The organism is Streptomyces minutiscleroticus, assembly GCF_014650875.1.
In the GTDB taxonomy this organism is placed as follows: Bacteria; Actinomycetota; Actinomycetes; order Streptomycetales; family Streptomycetaceae; genus Streptomyces; species Streptomyces minutiscleroticus.
Genome location: NZ_BMVU01000020.1, coordinates 119,728 through 140,288 on the forward strand (window position 1 = coordinate 119,728; position 20,561 = coordinate 140,288).

Genomic DNA, 20,561 nt, shown 5'->3' on the forward strand with positions numbered 1-20,561 from the left:
CACTCTTCAGTACGTCGAGCCGTCGCGTCGGGGGGCAGACGGATCGACCGGGTCCGCACAGAGGTGAGCGGACCGGGGGCGTCCGTCCGGCGGTCCACGGGGGAACTGCCGGGCGGACGTCTCCGCAGCGCACGGTCCACGCACGCATCCATGGGGGAGCACCATGAGCGACGCCGAGAAGAACGAGAACCTCACCGTCCAGGGCGACAGCCACGCCCCGGCCCCGCCGGCCGACGGCGTGAGGACCCTGGGCGACAGCCACGCGCCCGCCCCGCCCGCGGGCGACGAGGGCACCGCCACCGTCCAGGGCGACAGCCACGCCCCGGCCCCGCCGGCCGACGGTGTGAGGACCCTGGGCGACAGCCACGCGCCGGCGCCCGGCAACGGCTGAGGACCACCGTCCCGACGGGGGCCGGCCGCGGCGGCGCGGAGGGGGAGCCGCCGCGGCCGCGGCGTGTCCGGCGCGGGGCCGGACACGGACACACGGAAGGGGCCGGGCTCGCAGCCCGGCCCCTTCGGCGTGCGCGCCGTCCCGCCGCCGGTGCCCACAGGCCGTGGACACCGCTTTGGTCAGACCCCGGCGTACGAGTGCTTGCCGGAGACGAAGATGTTGACGCCGTAGTAGTTGAACAGCCAGCAGGCGAAGGCGATCAGCGCCAGGTAGGCGGCCTTGCGGCCCTTCCAGCCGGCCGTCGCGCGGGCGTGCAGGTAGGCGGCGTACGCGACCCAGGTGATGAAGGACCAGGTCTCCTTCGGGTCCCAGCCCCAGTAACGGCCCCAGGCGTCGCCCGCCCAGATCGCGCCCGCGATGATCGTGAAGGTCCACAGCGGGAAGACCGCGGCGTTCACCCGGTAGGAGAACTTGTCCAGCGAGGCGGCCGCGGGCAGCCGCTCCAGGACGGACGAGGCGAACCGGCCGGGCTGCCCGCCGCTCGCGAGCTTGTTCTCGTAGGAGTCGCGGAACAGGTAGAGCAGGGTCGAGACCGCGCCCACGTAGAAGACGGCGCCGCAGAAGATCGCGGTGGAGACGTGGATCCACAGCCAGTACGAGTGCAGGGCGGGCACCAGCTGGTCGCTGGCGGTGTACAGCACCGTGACGGCGAGGCCGAGGTCCAGCAGGACCGTGGTGATCAGCGGCAGGCCGATCCAGCGGACGTTCTTGCGGAGCGCGAGCAGGCCCAGGTAGACGCCGACGGCGACGGTGGAGAAGGTGATGTTGAACTCGTACATGTTGCCCCACGGCGCCCGCTCCACCGAGAGCGCGCGGGTGACGACGCCCGCCGCCTCGATGAGGAAGGCGAGCACCGTGAGGGAGACGGCGATCCGGCCGTAGAGGTCGCCCTGCTCGTCGCCGCCGTGCGCGCCGGGGCCGTCCGGCACGTCGCGGGCGCCGGAGGCGGCCCGCGTGACCACCTTCGGACGCTCCAGGACGGCCGTGCCGCCCTGCGTCTTGACCCGGATCTCCGGAGCGGCGGCCTCGGCCGTGCCCTTCCCGGTGAGCGCGGCGGCGGTGCGGCCGACCTTGCTGCGGCTGCCGAAGAGCCATTCGGCGATGTACGCGAAGAAGGCCAGGGTGTAGACGGCCATCGCGGAGTAGATCAGCGTGTTGCTGAGGCTCGCTAGGTTTTCGTTGGTCGCGGCGGCGAGAGTCACTTCTTCTCAGCCCCTTCGGCAGGTACGGCTGGGGGGTCGTCGGTGGTGGCGTTCGCCCCGGGTTCGGACGCCGAACCGGGGTCGGGGTCCGGATCCGGGCCGGGGGCGCCCGGGGCCTTGTCGTACAGCAGGCCCGCCAGGGCGCCCAGCTCCTCCGGGACCTTCGCGGACTCGCTGCGGCCGAGGCCGGCCATCTCCACGACGGTGACGCCGTCCGGACCGGGGACGGCGCGCACCCACACGCGGCGGCGCTGGACGAACAGGGAGGCGGCGAGGCCGAAGATCGCGGCGAGGGCGCCGGCCAGCGCCCAGCCGCTGCCGGGCTGCTGGACGATCTGGAAGCCGGCCCATTCCTTGATCTCCTTCTCGAAGGTGATCGAGCCGGCGCCGCCGGGGAGCGTCAGGGTCTGGCCGGGTTCGAGCCGCTTCTTCAGCAGGCTGCCCCCGGAGTCCTTGAACTCCTTCATGTCGCTCTTGTCGAGCTGGTAGACGCTCTGCGGGATGCCCGAGTTCACGCCGAGGTTGCCGTGGTAGGCGGAGACGGCGAGCACCGGGTTGTCGAGCGCCGGGAACTGCGACAGCATCTCGCCCTGGCCCGCGCCCTTGAAGGTCGGCACGAAGAACGCGTTGAAGCCGAGCTGCTCCTTGGCGCCCTGGGCGTTGCGGTAGCCGTCGAGGACCTTGATCGCGCCGGAGGACGTGACGTTGGAGTCGAGGGGCAGCAGCGGCACCGGCTGCCGGTAGACGACCTTCCCCTTGCCGTCGCGGACGGTGACGACGGGGGCGTAGCCGTGGCTGACCAGGTAGACCTTGGAGTCGCCGATCTCCAGCGGCTTGTTGACCTCGACCTTCGTCGTCCTCTCCGCGCCGTCGGCGCCCTCGCTGTAGGTGAGGTCGGCCCGGTAGGTGCGGGGGGTGCCCTTGTTCGGGCCCGTGCGCTCGTAGGTGCCGGTGAAGCCCTTCAGGTCGAAGCTGAACGGCGTGAGGTCGTCCGTGCTGAAGAGGCTGCCGGACTTGAAGTCGTCGTACTGGGTGAGCGTGTTGGCGAAGCCGTCGCCCTCGACGACCAGCTTGTTGCCCTCGGACTTGAACAGCTGGCCCCAGGCGAAGGCGACCAGCATCACGATCAGCGCGACGTGGAAGGCGAGGTTGCCGAACTCGCGCAGGTAGCCCTTCTCTGCGGCGACGGCGTCGCCCGCCGCGTGCGCGCGGAAGCGGCGGCCCTTGAGGATCTTCAGCGCGGCCGCGCGGACCTCCTCGGGCGCGGCCTCGGTGCGCCACGTCGTGTACGCGGGCAGCCGGGTCAGCCGCCGGGGCGCGCCCGGCGGCCGGCCGCGCAGCTGCCCGACGAACTGCCAGGTGCGCGGCACGATGCAGCCGATGAGCGAGACGAACAGCAGGATGTAGATCGCGGAGAACCACACCGAGCTGTAGACGTGGAACAGGCCCAGCTTCTCGTAGAGCGGCCCGAGCGTGTCGTGCCGCTCCATGAAGTCGGCGACCTTGGTCTCGTCCTGGCCCGTCTGCGGGATCAGCGAGCCCGGGATCGCGCCGAGCGAGAGCAGGAAGAGCAGGATCAGCGCGACCCGCATGGAGGTCAGCTGCCGCCAGAACCAGCGGGCCCAGCCGACGACGCCGAGGGACGGCAGGGTGGGCGCGTCCTCCTGGGGCGCGGTGGAGAGCCGGGAGCCGGCGGCGGTGAGGTCGCCGTCCTCCCGGCCCGCCGCCCCGGACGCGGCGGTGCCGGGAGCGGTCGTCCCGGTCCCGGCGGTGTCGGTATTGGTCTTGCTCATGGAGTTACATCCCCACCGTGAAGCCGTCGGACCAGACCTGCATCTCCTGCACGATGCGGTCCCACGCGCCGGTCAGCAGCAGCAGACCGGTCGCGATCATCATGACGCCGCCGATGCGCATCACCCACACGTAGTGGCGCTTGACCCAGCCGAAGGCGCCGAGCGCCTTGCGGAAGGCGACGGCGGCGAGGACGAAGGGCACGCCCAGGCCCAGACAGTACGCGACCGACAGGACGGCGCCGCGGCCCGCGCTGGCCTGGTCCATGGCGAGCACGTTGACCGAGGCGAGGGTCGGGCCGATGCAGGGCGTCCAGCCGATGCCGAAGAGCGCGCCGAGGAGGGGTGCCCCGACGAGCCCGGCCACCGGCCGCTTGTGGAAGCGGAACTCGCGCTGGGTGAGCCAGGGCATCAGCCCCATGAAGAACACGCCCAGCAGCACCATCAGCACGCCGAGGACCTTCGTCAGCGTGTCCTGGTACGACTGCAGGGTCTGGCCGAAGTAGCCGAAGAGCGCGCCGCCGGAGACGAACACGGCGGTGAAGCCGAGGACGAAGAGTCCCGCGCCGGCGACCATCCGGCCCCGTCTGGCGTCCGCCAGGTCCGTGCCGCTGACGCCCGTGACGTACGACAGGTAGCCGGGGACGAGCGGCAGGACGCAGGGCGAGAAGAACGAGACGAGGCCGCCGAGGAGGGCGACCGGCAGGGCCAGCAGGAGGGCCCCGTCGGCGATCGTGGAGTTCGGTTCGGGGAACGCGGCGAGGAGGGACACGGCGGTCACTTCTCCGCGAGGATCGGCTTCAGCATCTTGCGCAGGTTCTTCTCGCTCAGGGGCGACAGCGACCGCGCGGCGATCCTCCCGTCCCGGTCGAGGACGACCGTGGAGGGGATGGTCTGCGGGTTCAGCGAGCCCTTGGGGAAGCGCAGGATCAGCTTGCCGGTGGGGTCGTACAGGCTCGGGTAGGCGACGTCGTAGTCCTTCTCGAACTCCCTCGCCGGGCCCTTGCTGGTGTCACGCGTGTTGATGCCGACGAACTGCACGCCCTCGTCCTTCAGGTCCTCGGAGACCTTGACGAAGTTCGGGGCCTCGGCCCGGCAGGGCGGGCACCAGGAGCCCCAGACGTTCAGTACGACGATCTTGCCCTTGTAGTCGGAGACGTCCAGGGTCCTGCCGTCGAGGGTCTCGCCGTCGAGCTTCGGCGCGTCGGCCCGCTCGACCCTGGCCGCGGTGGCGATGCCGTCGGTGCCGGTGACGAAGTTGGTGTCGCCGGAGCCGCCCGAGGTGCCGCCGGAGCTGCAGGCGGACAGGGACAGCGCCGCGACGGCGGCCCCGCTGCTGAGCAGGACGGCGCGGCTACGGGTGCGGTTCGGACGCCGGGGGGCGCGGCTGGCGGCACTCATGTGAAAAGTTTCGCATGCCCGTTCTGGGGATCTTGCGCACCCCCCTCGCGCGTACACACCCGCATTTCAGGCGGCCCGTCCGGGTCCTACGCGGCACTCGCGGAGGTGTTCGAGGCGCTGCTCGCGCCGGTGCCGCCGAGGTACCGCCGCCAGCCGCCCGCGGGCTCCTCCCCCACCTGGAGCGAGCGCAGCCTCTCCAGGACGGCGGGCGTCTGGACGTCCAGCCAGTCCACGAGCTGGCGGAAGGAGACGAGGCGGACGTCGGCGCCCTTCTCCTTCTCCCGGGCGATGTGACGCAGGGCCGCCTCGACGGCGTCCATGTAGATGCCGCCGTTCCAGGTCTCGAAGTGGTTGCCGATGAAGAAGGGGGCGCGGTTGGTGCCGTAGGCCCGCTCGAAGCCGGCGATGTAGGCCTTGGTGGCCTGCTCGCGCCAGGCCGGGTAGTTGTGGGCGGGCGCCTGCGTGGAGTTGATCGACTGGTTGGCGAGGATGTTGTAGTCCATGGACAGCACCTCGAAGGAGCGGCCCGGGAACGGCATCGCCTGCAGCGGCAGGTCCCACAGCCCCTGCTTCTTGTCCGGCCAGCGCTGCTGGCCGCCGGGCGAGGAGGCGTCGTAGCGCCAGCCCAGCCCGCGGGCGGCCGGCAGGAGGTTGTCCTGGCCGAGCAGGCAGGGGGTGCGGCCGCCGACCAGCTCCTTGTCGTAGTCGAAGGGCAGGGCGGGCAGGTCGGTCCAGCCCGTGTTCGTGCGCCACTCCTTCACGAAGGACTTCGCCTGCTCGATCTCGCTGCGCCACTGGGCGGGGGTCCAGTTCGCCACGGTGCCGGTGCCCCCGCAGAAGTGGCCGTTGAAGTGGGTGCCTATCTCGTGCCCGTCGAGCCAGGCCTTGCGTATGTTGCCGAGCGTGCCCTTGATGTGCTCGTCGGTGAGGTAGCCGATGTCGGAGGCGCCGACGTCGTTGTTCGGCGGGCGGTAGAGCCGCTTCTTGGACTCGGGCAGCAGATAGAGCCCCGAGAGGAAGAACGTCATGTGCGCTCCGCACTCCTCGGCGGCCTTCAGGAAACGCGGGAAAAGCCCGTTCCCGACGTCTCCCGCGCCGTCCCAGGAGAACACCACGAATTGCGGGGGCGTCTGCCCCGGCTCCAGCGGTTCGGGCTTTTCGGGCTGATTTGGCTGCTTTCCGGTGAACGAGGTGGAACCGTCGCCGAGAGGCCGGGCCGTGGGCCCGGTACTGCCGCCGCCGCCCTTGCCGGCGTCACCGGGACCCCGCTCGTGGCCTGCGGGGTCTCCCCCCGACGCGGTCCCGCACCCCGCGAGTCCGAGAGCCGCCGCCGCGCCCGCTCCGAGCCCCAGCATTCCCCTTCGGCTGATGTCACGCACTGCCAACCCCATTCGTCGCTCTGATGCCCATGCGCGATGGACACCGAGTTAGAGCACGCGACGAAGAGGCGAGTTCCATGAAACTCGAACATATTTTGCGGAGAATACGAAGACGAATCCGTGACGAACGACGGGGAACCGGTCGCCCGGTGATTGCGTCCCGGGCCCGGCGAGGGAGCGGCGGGGCGGGCGGGACGCACCGGGCTCCCGGGACGCCGGGGCCGCCGCGAACGGCGCCGGGGGACGGGCGCCGGGGCGTACGCCGGCAGCGCCCCGCGCTCCGGTGCGCCGGCGGCGTACCGCCGGCGGGTCCGGGCCCGTGCGTCCCGGGCACCGGACCCGGACGCGCCACCGGAAGCGGCCCGGAGGCCGCCGCCCGGTTCCTCCCGGAGCCCCAGGGGAACCGTTACGCCCCGTACGCCTTGCCCTGGCCCTTCGCGCCCTTCGTCTGCTTCGCGCCCGCGCGCAGGTGGGGCGGGACGAGGTCGAGGGCGGGCTCGCTGTAGCCGACGGAGACTATCTTGTCGCCCTGGTAGGTGAAGGTCGTCAGCGAGGCGAGCGTGCACTGCCGCTTGCGCGGGTCGTGCCACAGCCGCCGCCGCTCGACGAAGCTGCGCAGGATCCAGATGGGCAGCTGGTGCGAGACGCACACCGCCTCGTGGCCGCGCGCGGCGTCCTTCGCCGCGTCGACCGCCCCCATCATCCGGACGACCTGCTCCAGGTACGGCTCGCCCCAGGACGGCTTGAAGGGGTTGACCAGGTGCTTCCAGTTCTCGGCCCGGCGCAGCGCGCCGTCGCCGACCCCGAAGGTCTTGCCCTGGAAGACGTTCTCCGCCTCGATCAGCCGGGCGTCGGTGGCCAGGTCGAGACCGTGCGCCTTGGCGATCGGCGTGGCCGTCTCCTGCGCCCGCTCCAGCGGCGACGCCACGACGTGCGTGATGTCGCGGGAGGAGAGGTGCTCGGCGACCCGGTCGGCCATCCGCCGGCCCAGCTCGGACAGGTGGTACCCGGCGAGGCGGCCGTAGAGGATCCCGTCCGGGTTCTCGACCTCGCCGTGCCGCATCACGTGGACGACGGTGATGTCACTCATGCTGCCGTGGCCTCCGCTGCTGCCCGCGCCGCCGCCGGGAGGGCGTCGGCGATCCGCTGCACCGCCTGCTCGTCGTGGGCCGTCGACACGAACCAGGACTCGAACGACGACGGCGGCAGGTACACGCCCTGCGACAGCATCGAGTGGAAGAAGGCGGTGAAGCGGAAGGACTCCTGCGCCTTCGCGTCCTCGTAGTTCCGCACGTCCCGCTCGGTGAAGAAGACGGAGAACATGTTGGAGGCGTTCTGCACGCGGTGCGCCACGCCCTCCTTGGTGAGCGCCTCCGACACCAGCGCGCGGATCTGCTCGGACACCGCGTCCACGGCGGCGTACGCGGCGTCGTCGAGGAGGCGCAGCTGGGCGAGGCCCGCGGCCGTCGCGACCGGGTTCCCGGACAGGGTGCCCGCCTGGTAGACGGGGCCCGCGGGCGCGAGGTGCGCCATCACGTCGGCGCGCCCGCCGAAGGCGGCGGCCGGGAAGCCGCCGCCCATGACCTTGCCGAAGGTCATGAGGTCGGGGCGGACGCCGTCCACTCCGTACCAGCCGGCCTTCGAGGTGCGGAAGCCGGTCATCACCTCGTCGGAGATGTACAGCGAGCCGTTCTCCGCGCAGACGTCCTTCAGGCCCTGGTTGAAGCCGGGCAGCGGCGGGACGACGCCCATGTTGCCCGGCGAGGCCTCGGTGATCACGCAGGCGATCTCGCCCGGGTGCGCCCGGAAGGCGGCCCGCACGGCGTCGAGGTCGTTGTAGGGGAGCACGATCGTGTCGCCGGCCTGGGCGCCGGTGACGCCGGGCGTGTCGGGCAGCGCGAAGGTGGCGAGGCCGGAGCCCGCCGACGCGAGCAGCGCGTCGACGTGGCCGTGGTAGCACCCGGCGAACTTGATCACCTTGGTGCGCCCGGTGAAACCGCGCGCGAGGCGGATGGCCGACATGGTCGCCTCGGTGCCGCTGGAGACGAGGCGGACCTGCTCCACGGGCTCGACGCGGGCGACGATCTCCTCGGCGAGCGCGACCTCGCCCTCTCCCGGGGTCCCGAAGGACGTTCCGCGGGATACGGCTGCCCGGACCGCTGCGTTCACCTCGGGGTGACAATGGCCGAGGATCATCGGCCCCCACGAGCAAACGAGGTCCACGTACTCGCGTCCGTCGGCATCCGTGAGGTACGGACCGGCACCGGACACCATGAAGCGGGGCGTACCGCCCACGGCGCCGAACGCGCGCACCGGAGAGTTCACGCCGCCCGGCGTGACGGCAGCAGCACGGTCGAAAAGAGTCTGCGAAACTGGGGCTTCGTACGGATAGCTCACACAGGCCATGGTGTCAGAGGCTGCGAAGATCCTGCGGACAGGTGTTTGCGCGTACGTTTCGGCGCGCGGCCGCGGGGGAGGTCACTGACACGATGATCGGGTCGCGCGGCCGGGGCAGCGCGCCCTAGAAAAGCAGTCGGGTGGAGATATGCATCGCGGTGGCGGACTGGGCGAGGGGACCGATGACCTGGGTCCTCGCCGTGCCCGGCGGGGAAGGCACCGGCGCGAGGCGGAGGCGGCCGAATCTCGGCAGGTACAGAATGAGCCCGAGCGGACGACCGAGCGCCTGCGGGCCGGGAGCAGGAGTGGTGGCCGGGTGGGGGTGACCTACAAGTACTTCGGGGCTCCGGACGGTGCGACCGCCGCCCGCGTCCCGATCTCCATGCGCCCCGAGGAGCTCGGCGGTGACGAGCTCGGCATGGGCGGCATGTTCACCAAGATCAAGCCGGAGACGATGGCGGCGATGGTCCTCACCGGCATCGAGGGTGTCCCGCTGCACCGCGTCCCGCCGCTGGAACTGGTCGTGCTGCATCCCGACTACGCGGTCGTGAAGCTCCCCATGACGGTCGTCGACCCGCTGCGCGGCATCGGCGAGGAGGCGGTGGGCGCGGCGGCGTTCATCTGGTCCACCGTCCCCGACCGCGGCGGCCCCCGCGACGCCTTCAACGTCTACCAGCTGCTCCACGAGTGGCAGGACTTCAGCCACCGCCTCCACGAGGCGGGCCACCAGGCCTACTGCCTGGTGTGGCCCTGAGCGGGACTTCCTCCGGGTCGGGCGGGTCCCGGGCCCGCCCGCCGGCCTGTCCGCGACGGCGTGTGCCCCCGCCCGCGTCGGCCGCCCACCGCGCCCCGCCACTCTCCTCGCCTCACCGCATGCGCGCGACCTTGGGCTCCAGGAGGTCCAGGGCCTTCTCCCAGCGGAAGCTGTCCGCCTCGCCGCCCGAATCGGGGCGGTGGGCGCGGTAGGTGCCGATCAGGACCCCCATGCCGCTCAGCTGCTTGAGGTTGCGCCGGTAGGCGGGGTGGGCGGCCTGGGCCTCGCTCACGTAGGGCAGGACGGCGGTGGGCGTGTACGTGCCGTACGCCTCGCACAGCACGCCCAGCGCGAGGGTGTCCGAAATCCCCGCCGCCCACTTGTTGACCGTGTTGAAGCTGGCCGGGGCGACCGCGATGGCGTCCGGGGGCGGCAGGGGGCTCCTTCCGGTCGTGCGCCAGGAGGAGCGGACCGGGTAGCCGGTCAGGGCCTCGACCGTCTCCGGGTCGAAGAAGTCCAGACCCTGCGGAGTGGCGATGACGCCGACGTCCCAGTCCCGCTCCTGCGCGGCCGTGATCAGCTTCCCGACCCGGCCGGCGACGTCGCAGGCGCAGACCACGACATACAGGAAGGGCTTCTTGCCCGAACTGTTCGGAGCACTCGGAATGGTCACGCGGGTCCCCCCGGTCGGCGTCTGAAGCGGTGCGATTCCGGCAGCGTACGGCGGCGATAGCGGGCGGCATACGCAAAACGGTCAAGTCGCGAACGGAATCGGGCGGTCGGTCGAACGGCCCGACGGGCGTCCGCCGGCCGGGCCCGGCGGACGCACCGGTACCCGCCGCGCGAGGGGCCGGTCCACCGGCGCGCTCCCCCGAGAACCGGGGAAAGGACTCACCGCCCGCCCTCCCGACCCGTCACTCGTGCGGGTGACCGGCCCGCGGCTGGACGGCGGCCACGGGAACCGGTGCCTGAGCGTCCGCGGACGGCCCACGGGCGGCGTACGGGCGGCACGACGCGAAGGGCGCGGGGACACCGGGCCACCGCCGCGCGGACGGCCGTACGGTCCGGGTGGCGAGCCACGCCCCGGGGCGACCGGGCCGCAGATCAGGACGACCGGATCGGCCAAGCCGGCCGGAACGGTCGGGCCAGTCGGAACGGTCGGGCCTGTCGGAACTGGCAGGGCGGTCAGACCGGGCAGGGCGGTCAAAGTGACCGGTGCTCCCATGGGCGGCACCCCGGTCCAGGCCCAGCCGGTCGGCCGCGGTGAGGACGCCGGCGACGTGGGCGGCGCGGGACACGTCGTCCGGGTGGCGCTCGCCGGCGCCGCGGCCGCGCTGGTCGAAGGCGACGACCCGGTGGCCGGGACCCGGCTCCCGGGCGACGGCGTCCCACTCCCCCGCGTGCCCGGCCGGCCCGTGCGGCAGGAGGACGGCGGGACCCGGCCCGCCCCGGTCCCGGCAGGAGAGCCGGACGCCGTCCCGCGCGACGACGGTGTGTCCGGTCCAGGTCGCCCGGGGGCCGCCGGACAGCGGACGTGGACGGAGGGTACGCGGCAGCCCCGCGGCGGGGGCCGCGGGGCCGGCTGTCCGTGAGGTGGCGGGCGGAACCGCCTGCCGCGTCACTGCGGGCGCAGCGAGGCGAGGAGCTGGTCGAAGGGGACCACGTCGAAGTCGCCGTGGCGCACCGCCTCGCCCGCGTTCGGGGCCGGGCCGGTGGAGTCCGCGCCGTACTCCGGCGTCTTGGCCGGGGCGGCGGTGGCGGCCGGTGCGGGCGCCTCGGCCTCCGGTGCGGAGGCCGGGGCCGGGGCCGCCGTGCCGGCCGCCGGGGCGGTGGCCGGGCGCAGCAGGCGGAGCAGTTCCCCGGCCGCCCGCTCGATGCGGGTCTCCAGGCCGTCCGCGCCCCAGTCCTCCGAGGCCGCGTACACGCCGGTCGGCACGACGACCGCCCGGAGGTAGGCGAACAGCGGGCGCAGCGCGTGGTCCAGGACCAGGGAGTGGCGGGCCGAGCCGCCGGTGGCCGCGATCAGGACGGGCTTGTCCGTCAGCGCGTCCTTGTCGAGCACGTCGAAGAACGACTTGAACAGACCGCTGTAGGAGGCCGAGAAGACCGGCGTGACGGTGATCAGGCCGTCCGCCGACGCCACGGCGTCCAGCGCCTGGGCCAGCTTCGCTCCCGGGAACCCGGTGGTGAAGTTGTGGGCGATGTCCACGGCCAGGTCGCGCAGCTCGACGACCTGGACGTCGGCCCCGGCGCCGGCCTGCCGGACGGCCGCCTGGGCCAGCCGGTCGGCCAGCAGCCGGGTGGACGACGGGACGCTCAGCCCCGCCGAGACGACGACGAGCTTCATGCGGTGGTCACCTCCGGGGTCTGTGCCGCCTTCGAGGCCGCCTCGACGCGGGCGGCGTGGGTGGGGGCGTCCGGCACGTTCGCCGGGCGCCTCTTGGCGAACTCCTCGCGCAGCACCGGCACGACCTCCTCGCCGAGGATGTCGAGCTGCTCCAGGACCGTCTTCAGCGGCAGCCCTGCGTGGTCCATCAGGAACAGCTGGCGCTGGTAGTCGCCGGCGTAGTCGCGGAAGGACAGCGTGCGCTCGATCACCTGCTGCGGGGAGCCCACCGTCAGCGGGGTCTGGGCCATGAAGTCCTCCAGCGACGGGCCGTGCCCGTACACGGGCGCGACGTCGAAGTAGGGGCGGAACTCGCGGACGGCGTCCTGGGAGTTCTTCCGCATGAACACCTGGCCGCCCAGGCCCACGATCGCCTGCTCCGGGGTGCCGTGCCCGTAGTGGGCGTACCGCTCGCGGTACAGCTGGATCATCTGCTTGGTGTGACTGGCGGGCCAGAAGATGTTGTTGTGGAAGAAGCCGTCGCCGTAGTACGCGGCCTGCTCGGCGATCTCCGGGGAGCGGATGGAGCCGTGCCAGACGAACGGCGGCACGCCGTCCAGCGGGCGCGGGGTGGAGGTGAAGGACTGCAGCGGCGTGCGGAACTTGCCCTCCCAGGTCACCACGTCCTCGCGCCACAGGCGGTGCAGCAGCGCGTAGTTCTCCACCGCGAGGTTGATGCCCTGGCGGATGTCCTGGCCGAACCAGGGGTAGACCGGGCCGGTGTTGCCGCGGCCCATCATCAGGTCCGTCCGGCCGTCCGCGAGGTGCTGCAGCATCGCGAAGTCCTCGGCGATCTTCACCGGGTCGTTCGTGGTGATCAGCGTGGTGGAGGTCGACAGGATCAGCCGCTCGGTGCGGGCGGCGATGTAGCCGAGCATGGTGGTCGGCGAGGACGGCACGAACGGCGGGTTGTGGTGCTCACCGGTGGCGAACACGTCCAGGCCGACCTCCTCCGCCTTCAGTGCGATCGCCACCATCGCCTTGATGCGCTCGCGCTCGGTCGGCGTCCGCCCGGTCGTCGGGTCCGGCGTGACATCGCCGACGGTGAAGATCCCGAACTGCATGGCTGCTCATCTCCCGCTGCCGTTTGTTGACGATTCAACTATACCCGCAAACGTGCGGAAGGGAAGAGCTATTCCCCCGGGCACCGGCGGCGGGACCGGGCCCCCCGCCGGTCCCGGGACCGGCCCGGAGTCCGGCCCGAGCCGGTCCGGCTCTGACCCGAGCCGGTTGCTGGTCCGGACCGGTCCCGGGTCCGGCCCGGAGTCCGGCCCGCTGTCGGTGTCCCGGTCCCGCCGTCGGTTGTCCCGCCCCGCTGCCGGTCGCCCCGGTCCCGCTGTCAGTGCCCCGGCCTACGATCCGGGCATGGCCGCCCCACGCCGTGACACCCGAGGCATCGTCGACGCCGGGGAGCTCTTCGCGCGCGTCCGCTTCCGGCGCCGCGAGCCGGCCCCGGCGCTCCGCCCGTACCTGGAGCACTACTGGCTCATCGACTGGGACCTGCCCGAGCCGTACGCCTCGCACGTCGTCCCGCACCCGTCCGTCAACGTCGTCTTCCAGCGCCACGGCGACGGCCGGCCGCCCTTCGGCGAGGTCGCGGGGATCGGGCTCGGCCTGTTCACGCAGAAGCTGGAGGGGCGGGGCCGGGTGTGCGGGGTGCAGTTCCGGCCCGGCGGCTTCCGGCCCTTCGCACCGGGACGCCCGGTGGCGGACTGGACCGGGCGGCGGCTGACGCTGGAGGAGGTCTTCGGCCCGCCCGCGGACCGTACGGGCGCGGACACCGACGCGGGTGCCGGGACCGGGGCCGGAGTCGGGACCGGCACAGGGGCCCGGGCCGGGGACGCCGTCGCGGCCGTGCTCGGCCCCGAGGACGAGGACGACGAGGACGCGCGCGTGGCCGCCCTCGACGCGTACCTGCTCGCGCTCGGCCCGCGGCCCGACCCGCAGGCCGACCTGGCCATGGCGCTCGTCGACCGCATCCGCACCGACCGCGCGATCCGCCGGGTGGGCGACTTCGCCCGCGCGGAGGGCCTGTCCGTACGGGTGCTGCAGCGGCTCTTCGCCGCGTACGTCGGCGTGGGCCCGAAGTGGATCATCCTGCGTTACCGCATCCACGAGGCCCTGGAGCACGCGGAGACCTCGCGCACGGTCGACTGGGCGGCCCTCGCCGCCGACCTCGGCTACGCCGACCAGGCCCACCTCGTGCGCGACTTCACGGCGACGGTGGGAGTGCCGCCCACCGCGTACGCGCAGGCGCGGAGCCGGCGGGGGAACCGGCCGGACCGCGCGGACCGGCCCGGCCCGGCGGACCCGCCGGACCGGCCGCTCCGGGACCGGGCCCGCCGCGCCGGGACCGGGCCGACCCCGCCGGCACCGGACGGTCCGCGCTAGAAGACGTACGTGTCGCCCGTGTCCAGGGCGAGGACGCGCTGCCGGTCGTTGCGCGGGTTCCGGTCCAGGGCGGCGCCCGCGCGCCACACCGTGTCGCACTCCACCGTCACCTCGGAGGGCTCGCCCCGCAGGCGCACCGTCACGTCGACGCGCCGCCCCGGAACGCCGTTCGCGGCGAGCGCGCCCGTACCGCACAGGACGGTCCGCCCGCCCGTGCGCACGCAGTCGTCGGGCAGCCGCTGCCGGTCCGCGAGCGCCTCCGACCAGCGCAGCCGCAGGGTCGCGCCGGCCAGGGGGTCCGGTCCGTGGTTGCGCGGCATCACCCGGACCCGCACCCGCCCGTCCCGCACCACCACGGAACCGTGGTACGCGACGTCGGCCTCCGCCCGGGCGGTGCCGGACCGGCCGGGGGCCGCGGGCGCGAGGGCGGCGGCGGGCGAGCCCGCGCCCAGCACCAGGGCGGCCGCCAGGACCGCCGTCACCCGTACGCGCGCCTCCCGGAGTCGCCCGCACCGCACCGTCCCCCTCACCGCGCGCACTCCCCGCTCCCCTCCCGCTCCTCGGTCCCTTCGTCCGCGCACGGCGCCCGCCGCCCCCTCACCCGCCCTTGCACCCGCACGCGCGCCCGCACCCGTACGTCCCTCCACGTCCGCATCCCGCATGTGGCCCACACCTCCGGCTCGGCCCGCCGACCTCGAACTCACCGGATGTATCCCACGTGCCGCGCGCGACAGGCGCCCTCCATCAGGTGACGGTGCCGCCCGGTGGCCCCGTCGTCCGCCGCGGCCCGCCGCCGTGCGAGGCTGCCCCCATGCTCGTCGCCCGTTCCGCCGCCCTGTTCGTCCTCGCCGCCCTCTTCGAGATCGGCGGCGCCTGGCTGGTCTGGCAGGGCGTGCGGGAGCACCGCGGCCGGCTCTGGATCGGCGCCGGGGTCATGGCGCTCGGCGTCTACGGCTTCGTCGCCACCCTCCAGCCCGAGGCCGAGTTCGGGCGCGTCCTCGCGGCCTACGGCGGGATCTTCGTGGCGGGCTCGATCGCGTGGGGCGCGGTGGCCGACGGCTACCGGCCCGACCGGTGGGACGTGGCCGGCGCGCTGATCTGCCTGGCGGGCATGGCCGTGATCATGTGGGCGCCCCGCGACGGCGGCTGATCGCGCCTGCCTATCCTGGCCCTCCGTCCCCGACCGTCCAGTCCCTTCGAGGAGCAGCCATGACCTCCGCACCCTCCGCGCCCGCCGCCCCGTCCCGCATCGCCGTCGTCACGGGCGCCAGCAGCGGCATCGGCGCCGCCACGGCACGGCGGCTCGCGGCGGCGGGCTACCGCGTCGTGCTGACCGCCCGCCGCAAGGACCGCATCGAGGCGCTGGCCGAGGAGATCAACGCCGCGGGCCACCAGGCCACGGCGTACGCGCTGGACGTCACCGACCGCGCGGCGGTGGACGAGTTCGCCACGGCGTTCAGGACGATCGGCGTCCTGGTGAACAACGCGGGCGGCGCGCTCGGCACCGACCCCGTCGCGACCGGCGACCCGGCGGACTGGCGGCAGATGTACGAGACGAACGTCCTCGGCACGCTGAACCTCACCCAGGCGCTGCTGCCCGCGCTGACCGCGAGCGGCGACGGCACGGTGGTCGTCGTGTCCTCGACGGCCGGTCACGCCACCTACGAGGGCGGGGCGGGCTACGTCGCCGCCAAGCACGCGGAGCACGTCCTCGCGGAGACGCTGCGCCTGGAGATCGTCGGCACGCCGGTGCGCGTCGTCGAGATCGCGCCCGGCATGGTGAAGACCGACGAGTTCTCGCTGACGCGCCACCGCGGCGACAAGGAGAAGGCGGAGAAGGTCTACGAGGGCGTCGCCGAGCCGCTGACCGCGGACGACGTGGCGGACACGATCACCTGGGCGGTGACCCGGCCCTCCCACGTCAACATCGACCTGATGATCGTCCGCCCGCGCGCCCAGGCCTCCAACACGAAGGTGCACCGGGAGTTGTGACCCGTGCGAAGCAGCGGGTCAGGGCTGATCGCAGTCCGGGTCGTCGACGACGACGGCGTTCGCCGGGGTGATCACGATCTCGGTGGTGTTCCCGTCCCCCTCCGTCCGGACGTGCCGCGTCGTGGCGTATCCCCGCCTGCCGTCCCCGACGCACTTGGTGGCGAGGTTCCCGAACCCGTCGGGGAAGTTGTAGACCTCGGCGGGGGTGTCGTCCCCCTTCCTGCCCGCCACCGGTGCGTCGGCCTTGCCCCGCTCGTCGTAGTGCTCCTGGGAGCATCCGGCGAGCAGGAGGACGAGCGCGAGGGCGGTGCCGGCGGCCGTCAGCCGGCGCATGCCTCGTCCTCGACGATCTGCACGTTGGACGGCCCGGTCGCGTTGGTCGTCACGTACGCCCGGAACCCGTGTCCCACGCACTTGGTGGCGAGGTTCCCGAACCCGTCGGGCATGTTGAACACCTCGGCGGGGGTGTCGTCCCCCTTCCTCCCCGCCACCGGGGCGTCCCCCTTGCCCCGCTCGTCGTCGTGCTCCTGGGAACAGCCGGCCAGCGCGCTCCCCATGGCGAGCAGGACCCCCGCGACCAGGGCCGACGTACGTATGCGCTGCTTCATGAGCACCCCCGTGACTCCGTGCGGCCCGCCGCCGCGGCCGCAGGGCCGGACCGTGGGCGGACACACACCGTGCGGCTCACCGCACGACTTCCGTGTCAGGGGACATCCCCTCCGGGACGGCTTCCGAACCCGCGCGGGACACCTGTTCCGCGCGGACCTCCCGGGTGGACCGGCGAGGACGCCGCGGAGGCGGCGCGGGGCCGCGCGGAGGAGATCCGCGCGGTCCCGGTCCCGGCCGGTCCCGGTCCTTCCTCGTGCGTCAGCCCTTGACGCACACCACCTGCTTCAGCTTCTCCACCACCTCGACCAGGTCCGTCTGCTGCTCGATGACCCGCTCGATCGGCTTGTACGCGCCCGGGATCTCGTCCACGACGCCGGAGTCCTTGCGGCACTCCACTCCCCGCGTCTGCTCCTCCAGGTCCTTCGCGGAGAAGCGGCGCTTGGCGGCGTTGCGGCTCATGCGGCGGCCGGCGCCGTGGGAGGCGGAGTTGAAGGACTTCTCGTTGCCGAGGCCCTTCACGATGTACGAGCCCGTGCCCATCGAGCCGGGGATGATCCCGTGCTCGCCGGTCCTGGCGCTGATGGCGCCCTTGCGGGTGACCAGCAGGTCCATGCCGTCGTAGCGCTCGATGTTCACGTAGTTGTGGTGGCAGCTGATCTCCGGCTCGAAGGTGACCTTCGCCTTCTTGAACTCCTTGCGGACGACGTCCTTCAGAAGGCTCATCATCACCGCGCGGTTGTACCTGGCGTACTCCTGCGCCCAGAACAGGTCGTTGCGGTACGCCGCCATCTGCGGGGTGTCCGCGACGAAGACGGCGAGGTCGCGGTCGACCAGGCCCTGGTTGTGCGGGAGCTTCTGGGCGACGCCGATGTGGTGCTCGGCCAGCTCCTTGCCGATGTTGCGCGAACCGGAGTGCAGCATGAGCCAGACGTCACCCGTCTCGCTCGTGCAGACCTCGATGAAGTGGTTGCCGGATCCGAGCGTCCCCATCTGCTTCGTGGCCCGTTCCTGACGGAACTTGACCGCCTCCGCGATGCCGTCGAACCGGTCCCACAGGCCGTCCCAGCCCGTCGTGCCGAAGCCGTGGAAACGCCCCGGGTCGACCGGGCTGTCGTGCATCCCCCGTCCCACCGGAATGGCCTGCTCGATCTTCGAGCGCAGCCGGGACAGGTCGCCGGGCAGGTCGTTCGCGGTCAGGGACGTCCTGACCGCGGACATGCCGCAGCCGATGTCCACCCCGACCGCCGCCGGGCACACCGCGTCCCGCATCGCGATCACGGAGCCCACCGTCGCGCCCTTGCCGTAGTGGACGTCCGGCATCACGGCCAGGCCCTCGATCCACGGCAGCGTCGCGACGTTGCGCAGCTGCTGGAGCGCGACGTCCTCGACGGACGCGGGGTCCGTCCACATCCGGATCGGGACCTTCGCCCCCGGCACCTCTACGTACGACATGACTCCCTCATCCCCCGGGCGGGCCCCGGAAGACCCTGAATGACAACAAAAGCCTCGAACAGCAAATACCGGAGCCAAGGTCGACGAATGGGAAGACGGACCGGCGTCCACGGCAATGCGTGCGGTAGACATTGTGGTCACCGGCCGCCCCGGCCCGGCAAGCGAATAACCTGCGGGTCCGCCCGCCCCGCCCCGTCGGAAGGAGCCACCGTGCAGCGGAAGGCGTACGGACCCGGCGTCGCCGCGCTTCTCGTGGCGCTCCTCGCCGGCTGCACCGGCGGTTCGGACGACGACGGCGAAAGCGGCGACGCGAAGGCCGGTGACACCGGCACGACCAGCGCGTCCGCCCAGCCCGGCAGATACCGCACGCTGCCCGAGCCCTGCGGCGCCGTGAGCCACGGCACGCTCGACGACCTGCTGCCCGGCCTCGAGGAGATCACGGACGAGGGCCAGCGGGAGCGGGTGTACGCCGGGGACGCCACGCTGACGTACGACACGGACCGCAAGGTCGGCTGCCGGTGGAAGGTGGAGTCGGCGACGGCCACGGACCACCTGCTGGTCGACTTCGAGCGCGTGGTCTCGTACGACACCTCGGTCAGCGACGACAGCCGCGCCGCGGAGCTCTACGCGTCGCTGGAGGAGGACGCGGACCTGCCGGAGCCGACGGCGGACGACACCGCGTCCGGGGCACCGGAACCGTCCGGCGAGGCGGGCGCGGAGAGTTCGGCGGAGGCGGACAAGGACACGGACACGGACGACTCGGCGGACACCCGCGGGGCGGGCGGCTCCGACGCCTCGGACGAGCCGTCCGACGACGCGTCCGACGCCTCGGACGACGCCTCCGGCTCGGCCTCCCCCGGCGCCTCGTCCACCGCCCTGCAGCCCCGCACGCTCGACGGCCTGGGTGACGAGGCGTTCCTCGACGACGAGCCGGGCACGTCCGGGCCGGGGGCCCTGCAGCGCACCGTGACTGTGGTGTTCCGCACGTCCAACGTCATCGTGACCATCGAGTACGAGGAGCAGTCGACGACCGCGGCGAACGCTCCGGCCAGCGAGGAAATGCAGGACAGAGCCAGGAAACTGGCGGCCGAACTGGCCGACTCGCTCGACGGCTAGAGGCGCCCCGCGCCCTCCCGGGAGTCGGCGGAAGCCGAGCCGCCCGTCCCCCGCACGGCGTACCGTGGCCCCTCGGACCCGGCGAAACCGTACGCGTCGGGTCCGACGGGACCGTACGGACACGAGCGTCACGAGTGAAGGAACCATGCACCGACCCGCACAGCGACTCACCCGCATCCTCGTCTCCGCAGCCGCCGTTCCGGCGCTGTTCGCCGTCTCCGGCTGCTCCTCCGACTCCGGCTCCGGCGACGGGGAGGGCGGGGACGCCGGTGCGAAGGCGTCCGCCTCGGCCTCGGCGTCCGCCACGGAGACGGCCGCGGCGGTGAAGGAGGCCACGTACGCGAAGCTGCCCGAGCCGTGCGACGTGCTGTCCTCCAAGACGCTGAAGGACCTGGTGCCCGAGGGCGCCAAGGCCGGCAAGGAGGGGCAGTCGAGCGACACGTCGGCGCGCGTCAGCTGCTCCTGGGACAGCCTCGACAACAACGGTGTGAAGGGCTCCCAGTTCCGCTGGCTCAACGTGTCCCTGCTGCGCTTCGAGTCGGACGCCGCGCGCGGCTCGGGCGACGAGCTGGCCGGCGAGTACTACACGAAGCAGGTGAAGGCCGCGCAGGCGGTCGACGGCGCGAAGAACACCGAGTCCGAGCCGGTGACCGGGACGGGCGACGAGGCGACGGCGGTGCGCTACGACCTGAAGAAGAAGGAGGGTTCCTTCAAACAGCAGACGGTCGTGGCCCGCGTCGAGAACGTCGTGGTGACGCTGGACTACAACGGCGCCGGCCTCGCGGGCGACAAGACCCCGGACGCCGACGACCTGGCGAAGGCGGCGGCGAAGGCGGCCAAGGAGGCCGTCGCCTCGGTGGTCTCCGCGAACGGGAGCGGCTCCGCCGAGGACGACGGGGCGGGCAAGAGCGCGAGCCCGAGCGCGAGCAAGAGCGCGAGCTCCGGCAAGGGCTCCGAACTCTCGAGCGACGCGAAGGCCGCCGGCGCCGACAAGGAGTGAACGGACGACGCCGTCCTGTGAGCCCGGCCCCCTCGGGGCCGGGCTCCTTCCGTCCCGGGCCGCAGTCCGCCGCACGCATGTGCCACTCTGTTGCCCGCACAAACACCGCATCAGGAGGGGAGCACGGGTGTCCGCGCCAATGCAGCTCACCAAGACGCACCGGATGCTCATCGGGGTGGTCGTCTTCGGGGCGGTCGTCATCGCGGGCATCGGTTTCGCGGGGTCCTACGCGGCGGTGCGC

The 20,561-nt window shown here is 72.8% G+C and carries 22 protein-coding genes; 8 read left to right on the top strand and 14 right to left on the bottom strand.

Annotated features, from left to right (window positions below):
* Positions 1–163: 163 nt before the first annotated feature.
* A complete protein-coding gene (locus tag IE271_RS20610; protein WP_229919453.1) occupies positions 164–391 on the top strand; it encodes a sigma-like protein in 228 nt (75 codons plus the stop codon).
* A gap of 179 nt (positions 392–570) precedes the next feature.
* Here IE271_RS20610 and ccsB read toward each other — a convergent pair whose 3' ends face one another.
* From ccsB to hemL, 7 genes are all read right to left on the bottom strand, one after another.
* Positions 571–1,653, bottom strand: coding sequence for a c-type cytochrome biogenesis protein CcsB (gene ccsB / locus IE271_RS20615; RefSeq protein ID WP_190191837.1), 1,083 nt, complete (start codon positions 1,651–1,653; stop codon positions 571–573).
* Complete coding sequence (gene resB / locus IE271_RS20620; RefSeq protein ID WP_190191838.1) at positions 1,650–3,446, bottom strand: cytochrome c biogenesis protein ResB; 1,797 nt, start codon at positions 3,444–3,446, stop codon at positions 1,650–1,652. Before resB ends, ccsB begins: the two co-directional genes overlap by 4 nt.
* Before the next feature lie 4 nt (positions 3,447–3,450).
* Positions 3,451–4,224: a cytochrome c biogenesis CcdA family protein gene (locus tag IE271_RS20625; protein ID WP_190191839.1), complete on the bottom strand. Its 774-nt coding sequence runs from the start codon at positions 4,222–4,224 to the stop codon at positions 3,451–3,453.
* Positions 4,221–4,844, bottom strand: a complete 624-nt coding sequence (locus IE271_RS20630; RefSeq protein WP_190191840.1) for a TlpA family protein disulfide reductase — start codon at positions 4,842–4,844, stop codon at positions 4,221–4,223. Before IE271_RS20630 ends, IE271_RS20625 begins: the two co-directional genes overlap by 4 nt.
* Before the next feature lie 86 nt (positions 4,845–4,930).
* Complete coding sequence (locus IE271_RS20635; protein ID WP_373308801.1) at positions 4,931–6,199, bottom strand: polysaccharide deacetylase family protein; 1,269 nt, start codon at positions 6,197–6,199, stop codon at positions 4,931–4,933.
* Positions 6,200–6,629: 430 nt separating this feature from the next.
* Positions 6,630–7,313, bottom strand: coding sequence for a histidine phosphatase family protein (locus tag IE271_RS20640; protein ID WP_190191842.1), 684 nt, complete (start codon positions 7,311–7,313; stop codon positions 6,630–6,632).
* Positions 7,310–8,629, bottom strand: coding sequence for a glutamate-1-semialdehyde 2,1-aminomutase (gene hemL, locus IE271_RS20645; protein WP_190191843.1), 1,320 nt, complete (start codon positions 8,627–8,629; stop codon positions 7,310–7,312). Before hemL ends, IE271_RS20640 begins: the two co-directional genes overlap by 4 nt.
* Before the next feature lie 139 nt (positions 8,630–8,768).
* On the opposite strand from hemL, the gene IE271_RS20650 reads away from it, so the two are divergent.
* Entirely contained in the window at positions 8,769–9,374 is a 606-nt protein-coding gene (locus tag IE271_RS20650; protein WP_190191844.1) for a hypothetical protein, read from the top strand.
* A 112-nt stretch (positions 9,375–9,486) separates the two neighbouring features.
* Here IE271_RS20650 and IE271_RS20655 read toward each other — a convergent pair whose 3' ends face one another.
* The gene (locus IE271_RS20655; protein WP_190191845.1) at positions 9,487–10,047 is read right to left on the bottom strand and encodes a flavoprotein; all 561 of its coding nucleotides are present in this window, start codon (positions 10,045–10,047) and stop codon (positions 9,487–9,489) included.
* 550 nt (positions 10,048–10,597) lie between these two features.
* On the opposite strand from IE271_RS20655, the gene IE271_RS43600 reads away from it, so the two are divergent.
* Positions 10,598–10,966, top strand: coding sequence for a hypothetical protein (locus tag IE271_RS43600; protein ID WP_190191846.1), 369 nt, complete (start codon positions 10,598–10,600; stop codon positions 10,964–10,966).
* Positions 10,967–10,992: 26 nt separating this feature from the next.
* Here the strand turns inward: IE271_RS43600 and IE271_RS20665 are convergent, their stop codons facing one another.
* Entirely contained in the window at positions 10,993–11,721 is a 729-nt protein-coding gene (locus IE271_RS20665; RefSeq protein WP_190191847.1) for an FMN reductase, read from the bottom strand.
* Positions 11,718–12,824, bottom strand: a complete 1,107-nt coding sequence (locus IE271_RS20670; protein ID WP_190191848.1) for an LLM class flavin-dependent oxidoreductase — start codon at positions 12,822–12,824, stop codon at positions 11,718–11,720. The genes IE271_RS20665 and IE271_RS20670 overlap by 4 nt, the downstream gene beginning before the upstream one ends.
* 301 nt (positions 12,825–13,125) lie before the next feature.
* On the opposite strand from IE271_RS20670, the gene IE271_RS20675 reads away from it, so the two are divergent.
* A complete protein-coding gene (locus IE271_RS20675) occupies positions 13,126–14,151 on the top strand; it encodes a helix-turn-helix domain-containing protein (RefSeq protein ID WP_190191849.1) in 1,026 nt (341 codons plus the stop codon).
* Here the strand turns inward: IE271_RS20675 and IE271_RS20680 are convergent.
* On the bottom strand, positions 14,148–14,633 hold the full coding sequence (locus tag IE271_RS20680) for a hypothetical protein (protein ID WP_190191850.1): 486 nt from the start codon (positions 14,631–14,633) through the stop codon (positions 14,148–14,150). The genes IE271_RS20675 and IE271_RS20680 overlap by 4 nt on opposite strands.
* Before the next feature lie 329 nt (positions 14,634–14,962).
* Here IE271_RS20680 and IE271_RS20685 point away from each other — a divergent pair, with 329 nt between their 5' ends.
* The gene (locus tag IE271_RS20685; RefSeq protein WP_190191851.1) at positions 14,963–15,301 is read left to right on the top strand and encodes a YnfA family protein; all 339 of its coding nucleotides are present in this window, start codon (positions 14,963–14,965) and stop codon (positions 15,299–15,301) included.
* Positions 15,302–15,360: 59 nt separating this feature from the next.
* Positions 15,361–16,143, top strand: a complete 783-nt coding sequence (locus IE271_RS20690) for an SDR family NAD(P)-dependent oxidoreductase (protein ID WP_190191852.1) — start codon at positions 15,361–15,363, stop codon at positions 16,141–16,143.
* Positions 16,144–16,161: 18 nt separating this feature from the next.
* Here IE271_RS20690 and IE271_RS20695 read toward each other — a convergent pair whose 3' ends face one another.
* The 3 genes from IE271_RS20695 to IE271_RS20705 all read right to left on the bottom strand — a co-directional run bounded on the left by IE271_RS20695 (position 16,162) and on the right by IE271_RS20705 (position 18,204).
* Positions 16,162–16,476: a hypothetical protein gene (locus IE271_RS20695; RefSeq protein WP_190191853.1), complete on the bottom strand. Its 315-nt coding sequence runs from the start codon at positions 16,474–16,476 to the stop codon at positions 16,162–16,164.
* Positions 16,464–16,751, bottom strand: a complete 288-nt coding sequence (locus tag IE271_RS20700; RefSeq protein WP_190191854.1) for a hypothetical protein — start codon at positions 16,749–16,751, stop codon at positions 16,464–16,466. Before IE271_RS20700 ends, IE271_RS20695 begins: the two co-directional genes overlap by 13 nt.
* A 259-nt stretch (positions 16,752–17,010) precedes the next feature.
* A complete protein-coding gene (locus tag IE271_RS20705; RefSeq protein ID WP_190191855.1) occupies positions 17,011–18,204 on the bottom strand; it encodes an RtcB family protein in 1,194 nt (397 codons plus the stop codon).
* A gap of 210 nt (positions 18,205–18,414) precedes the next feature.
* On the opposite strand from IE271_RS20705, the gene IE271_RS20710 reads away from it, so the two are divergent.
* Both IE271_RS20710 and IE271_RS20715 read left to right on the top strand, forming a co-directional pair.
* The gene (locus tag IE271_RS20710; protein ID WP_190191856.1) at positions 18,415–19,320 is read left to right on the top strand and encodes a DUF3558 domain-containing protein; all 906 of its coding nucleotides are present in this window, start codon (positions 18,415–18,417) and stop codon (positions 19,318–19,320) included.
* A 145-nt stretch (positions 19,321–19,465) separates the two neighbouring features.
* Positions 19,466–20,320 carry a DUF3558 family protein gene (locus IE271_RS20715; RefSeq protein WP_190191857.1) on the top strand — a complete coding sequence of 285 codons (855 nt, stop codon included), beginning with the start codon at positions 19,466–19,468 and terminating at the stop codon, positions 20,318–20,320.
* The last annotated feature ends 241 nt before the right edge of the window (positions 20,321–20,561 follow it).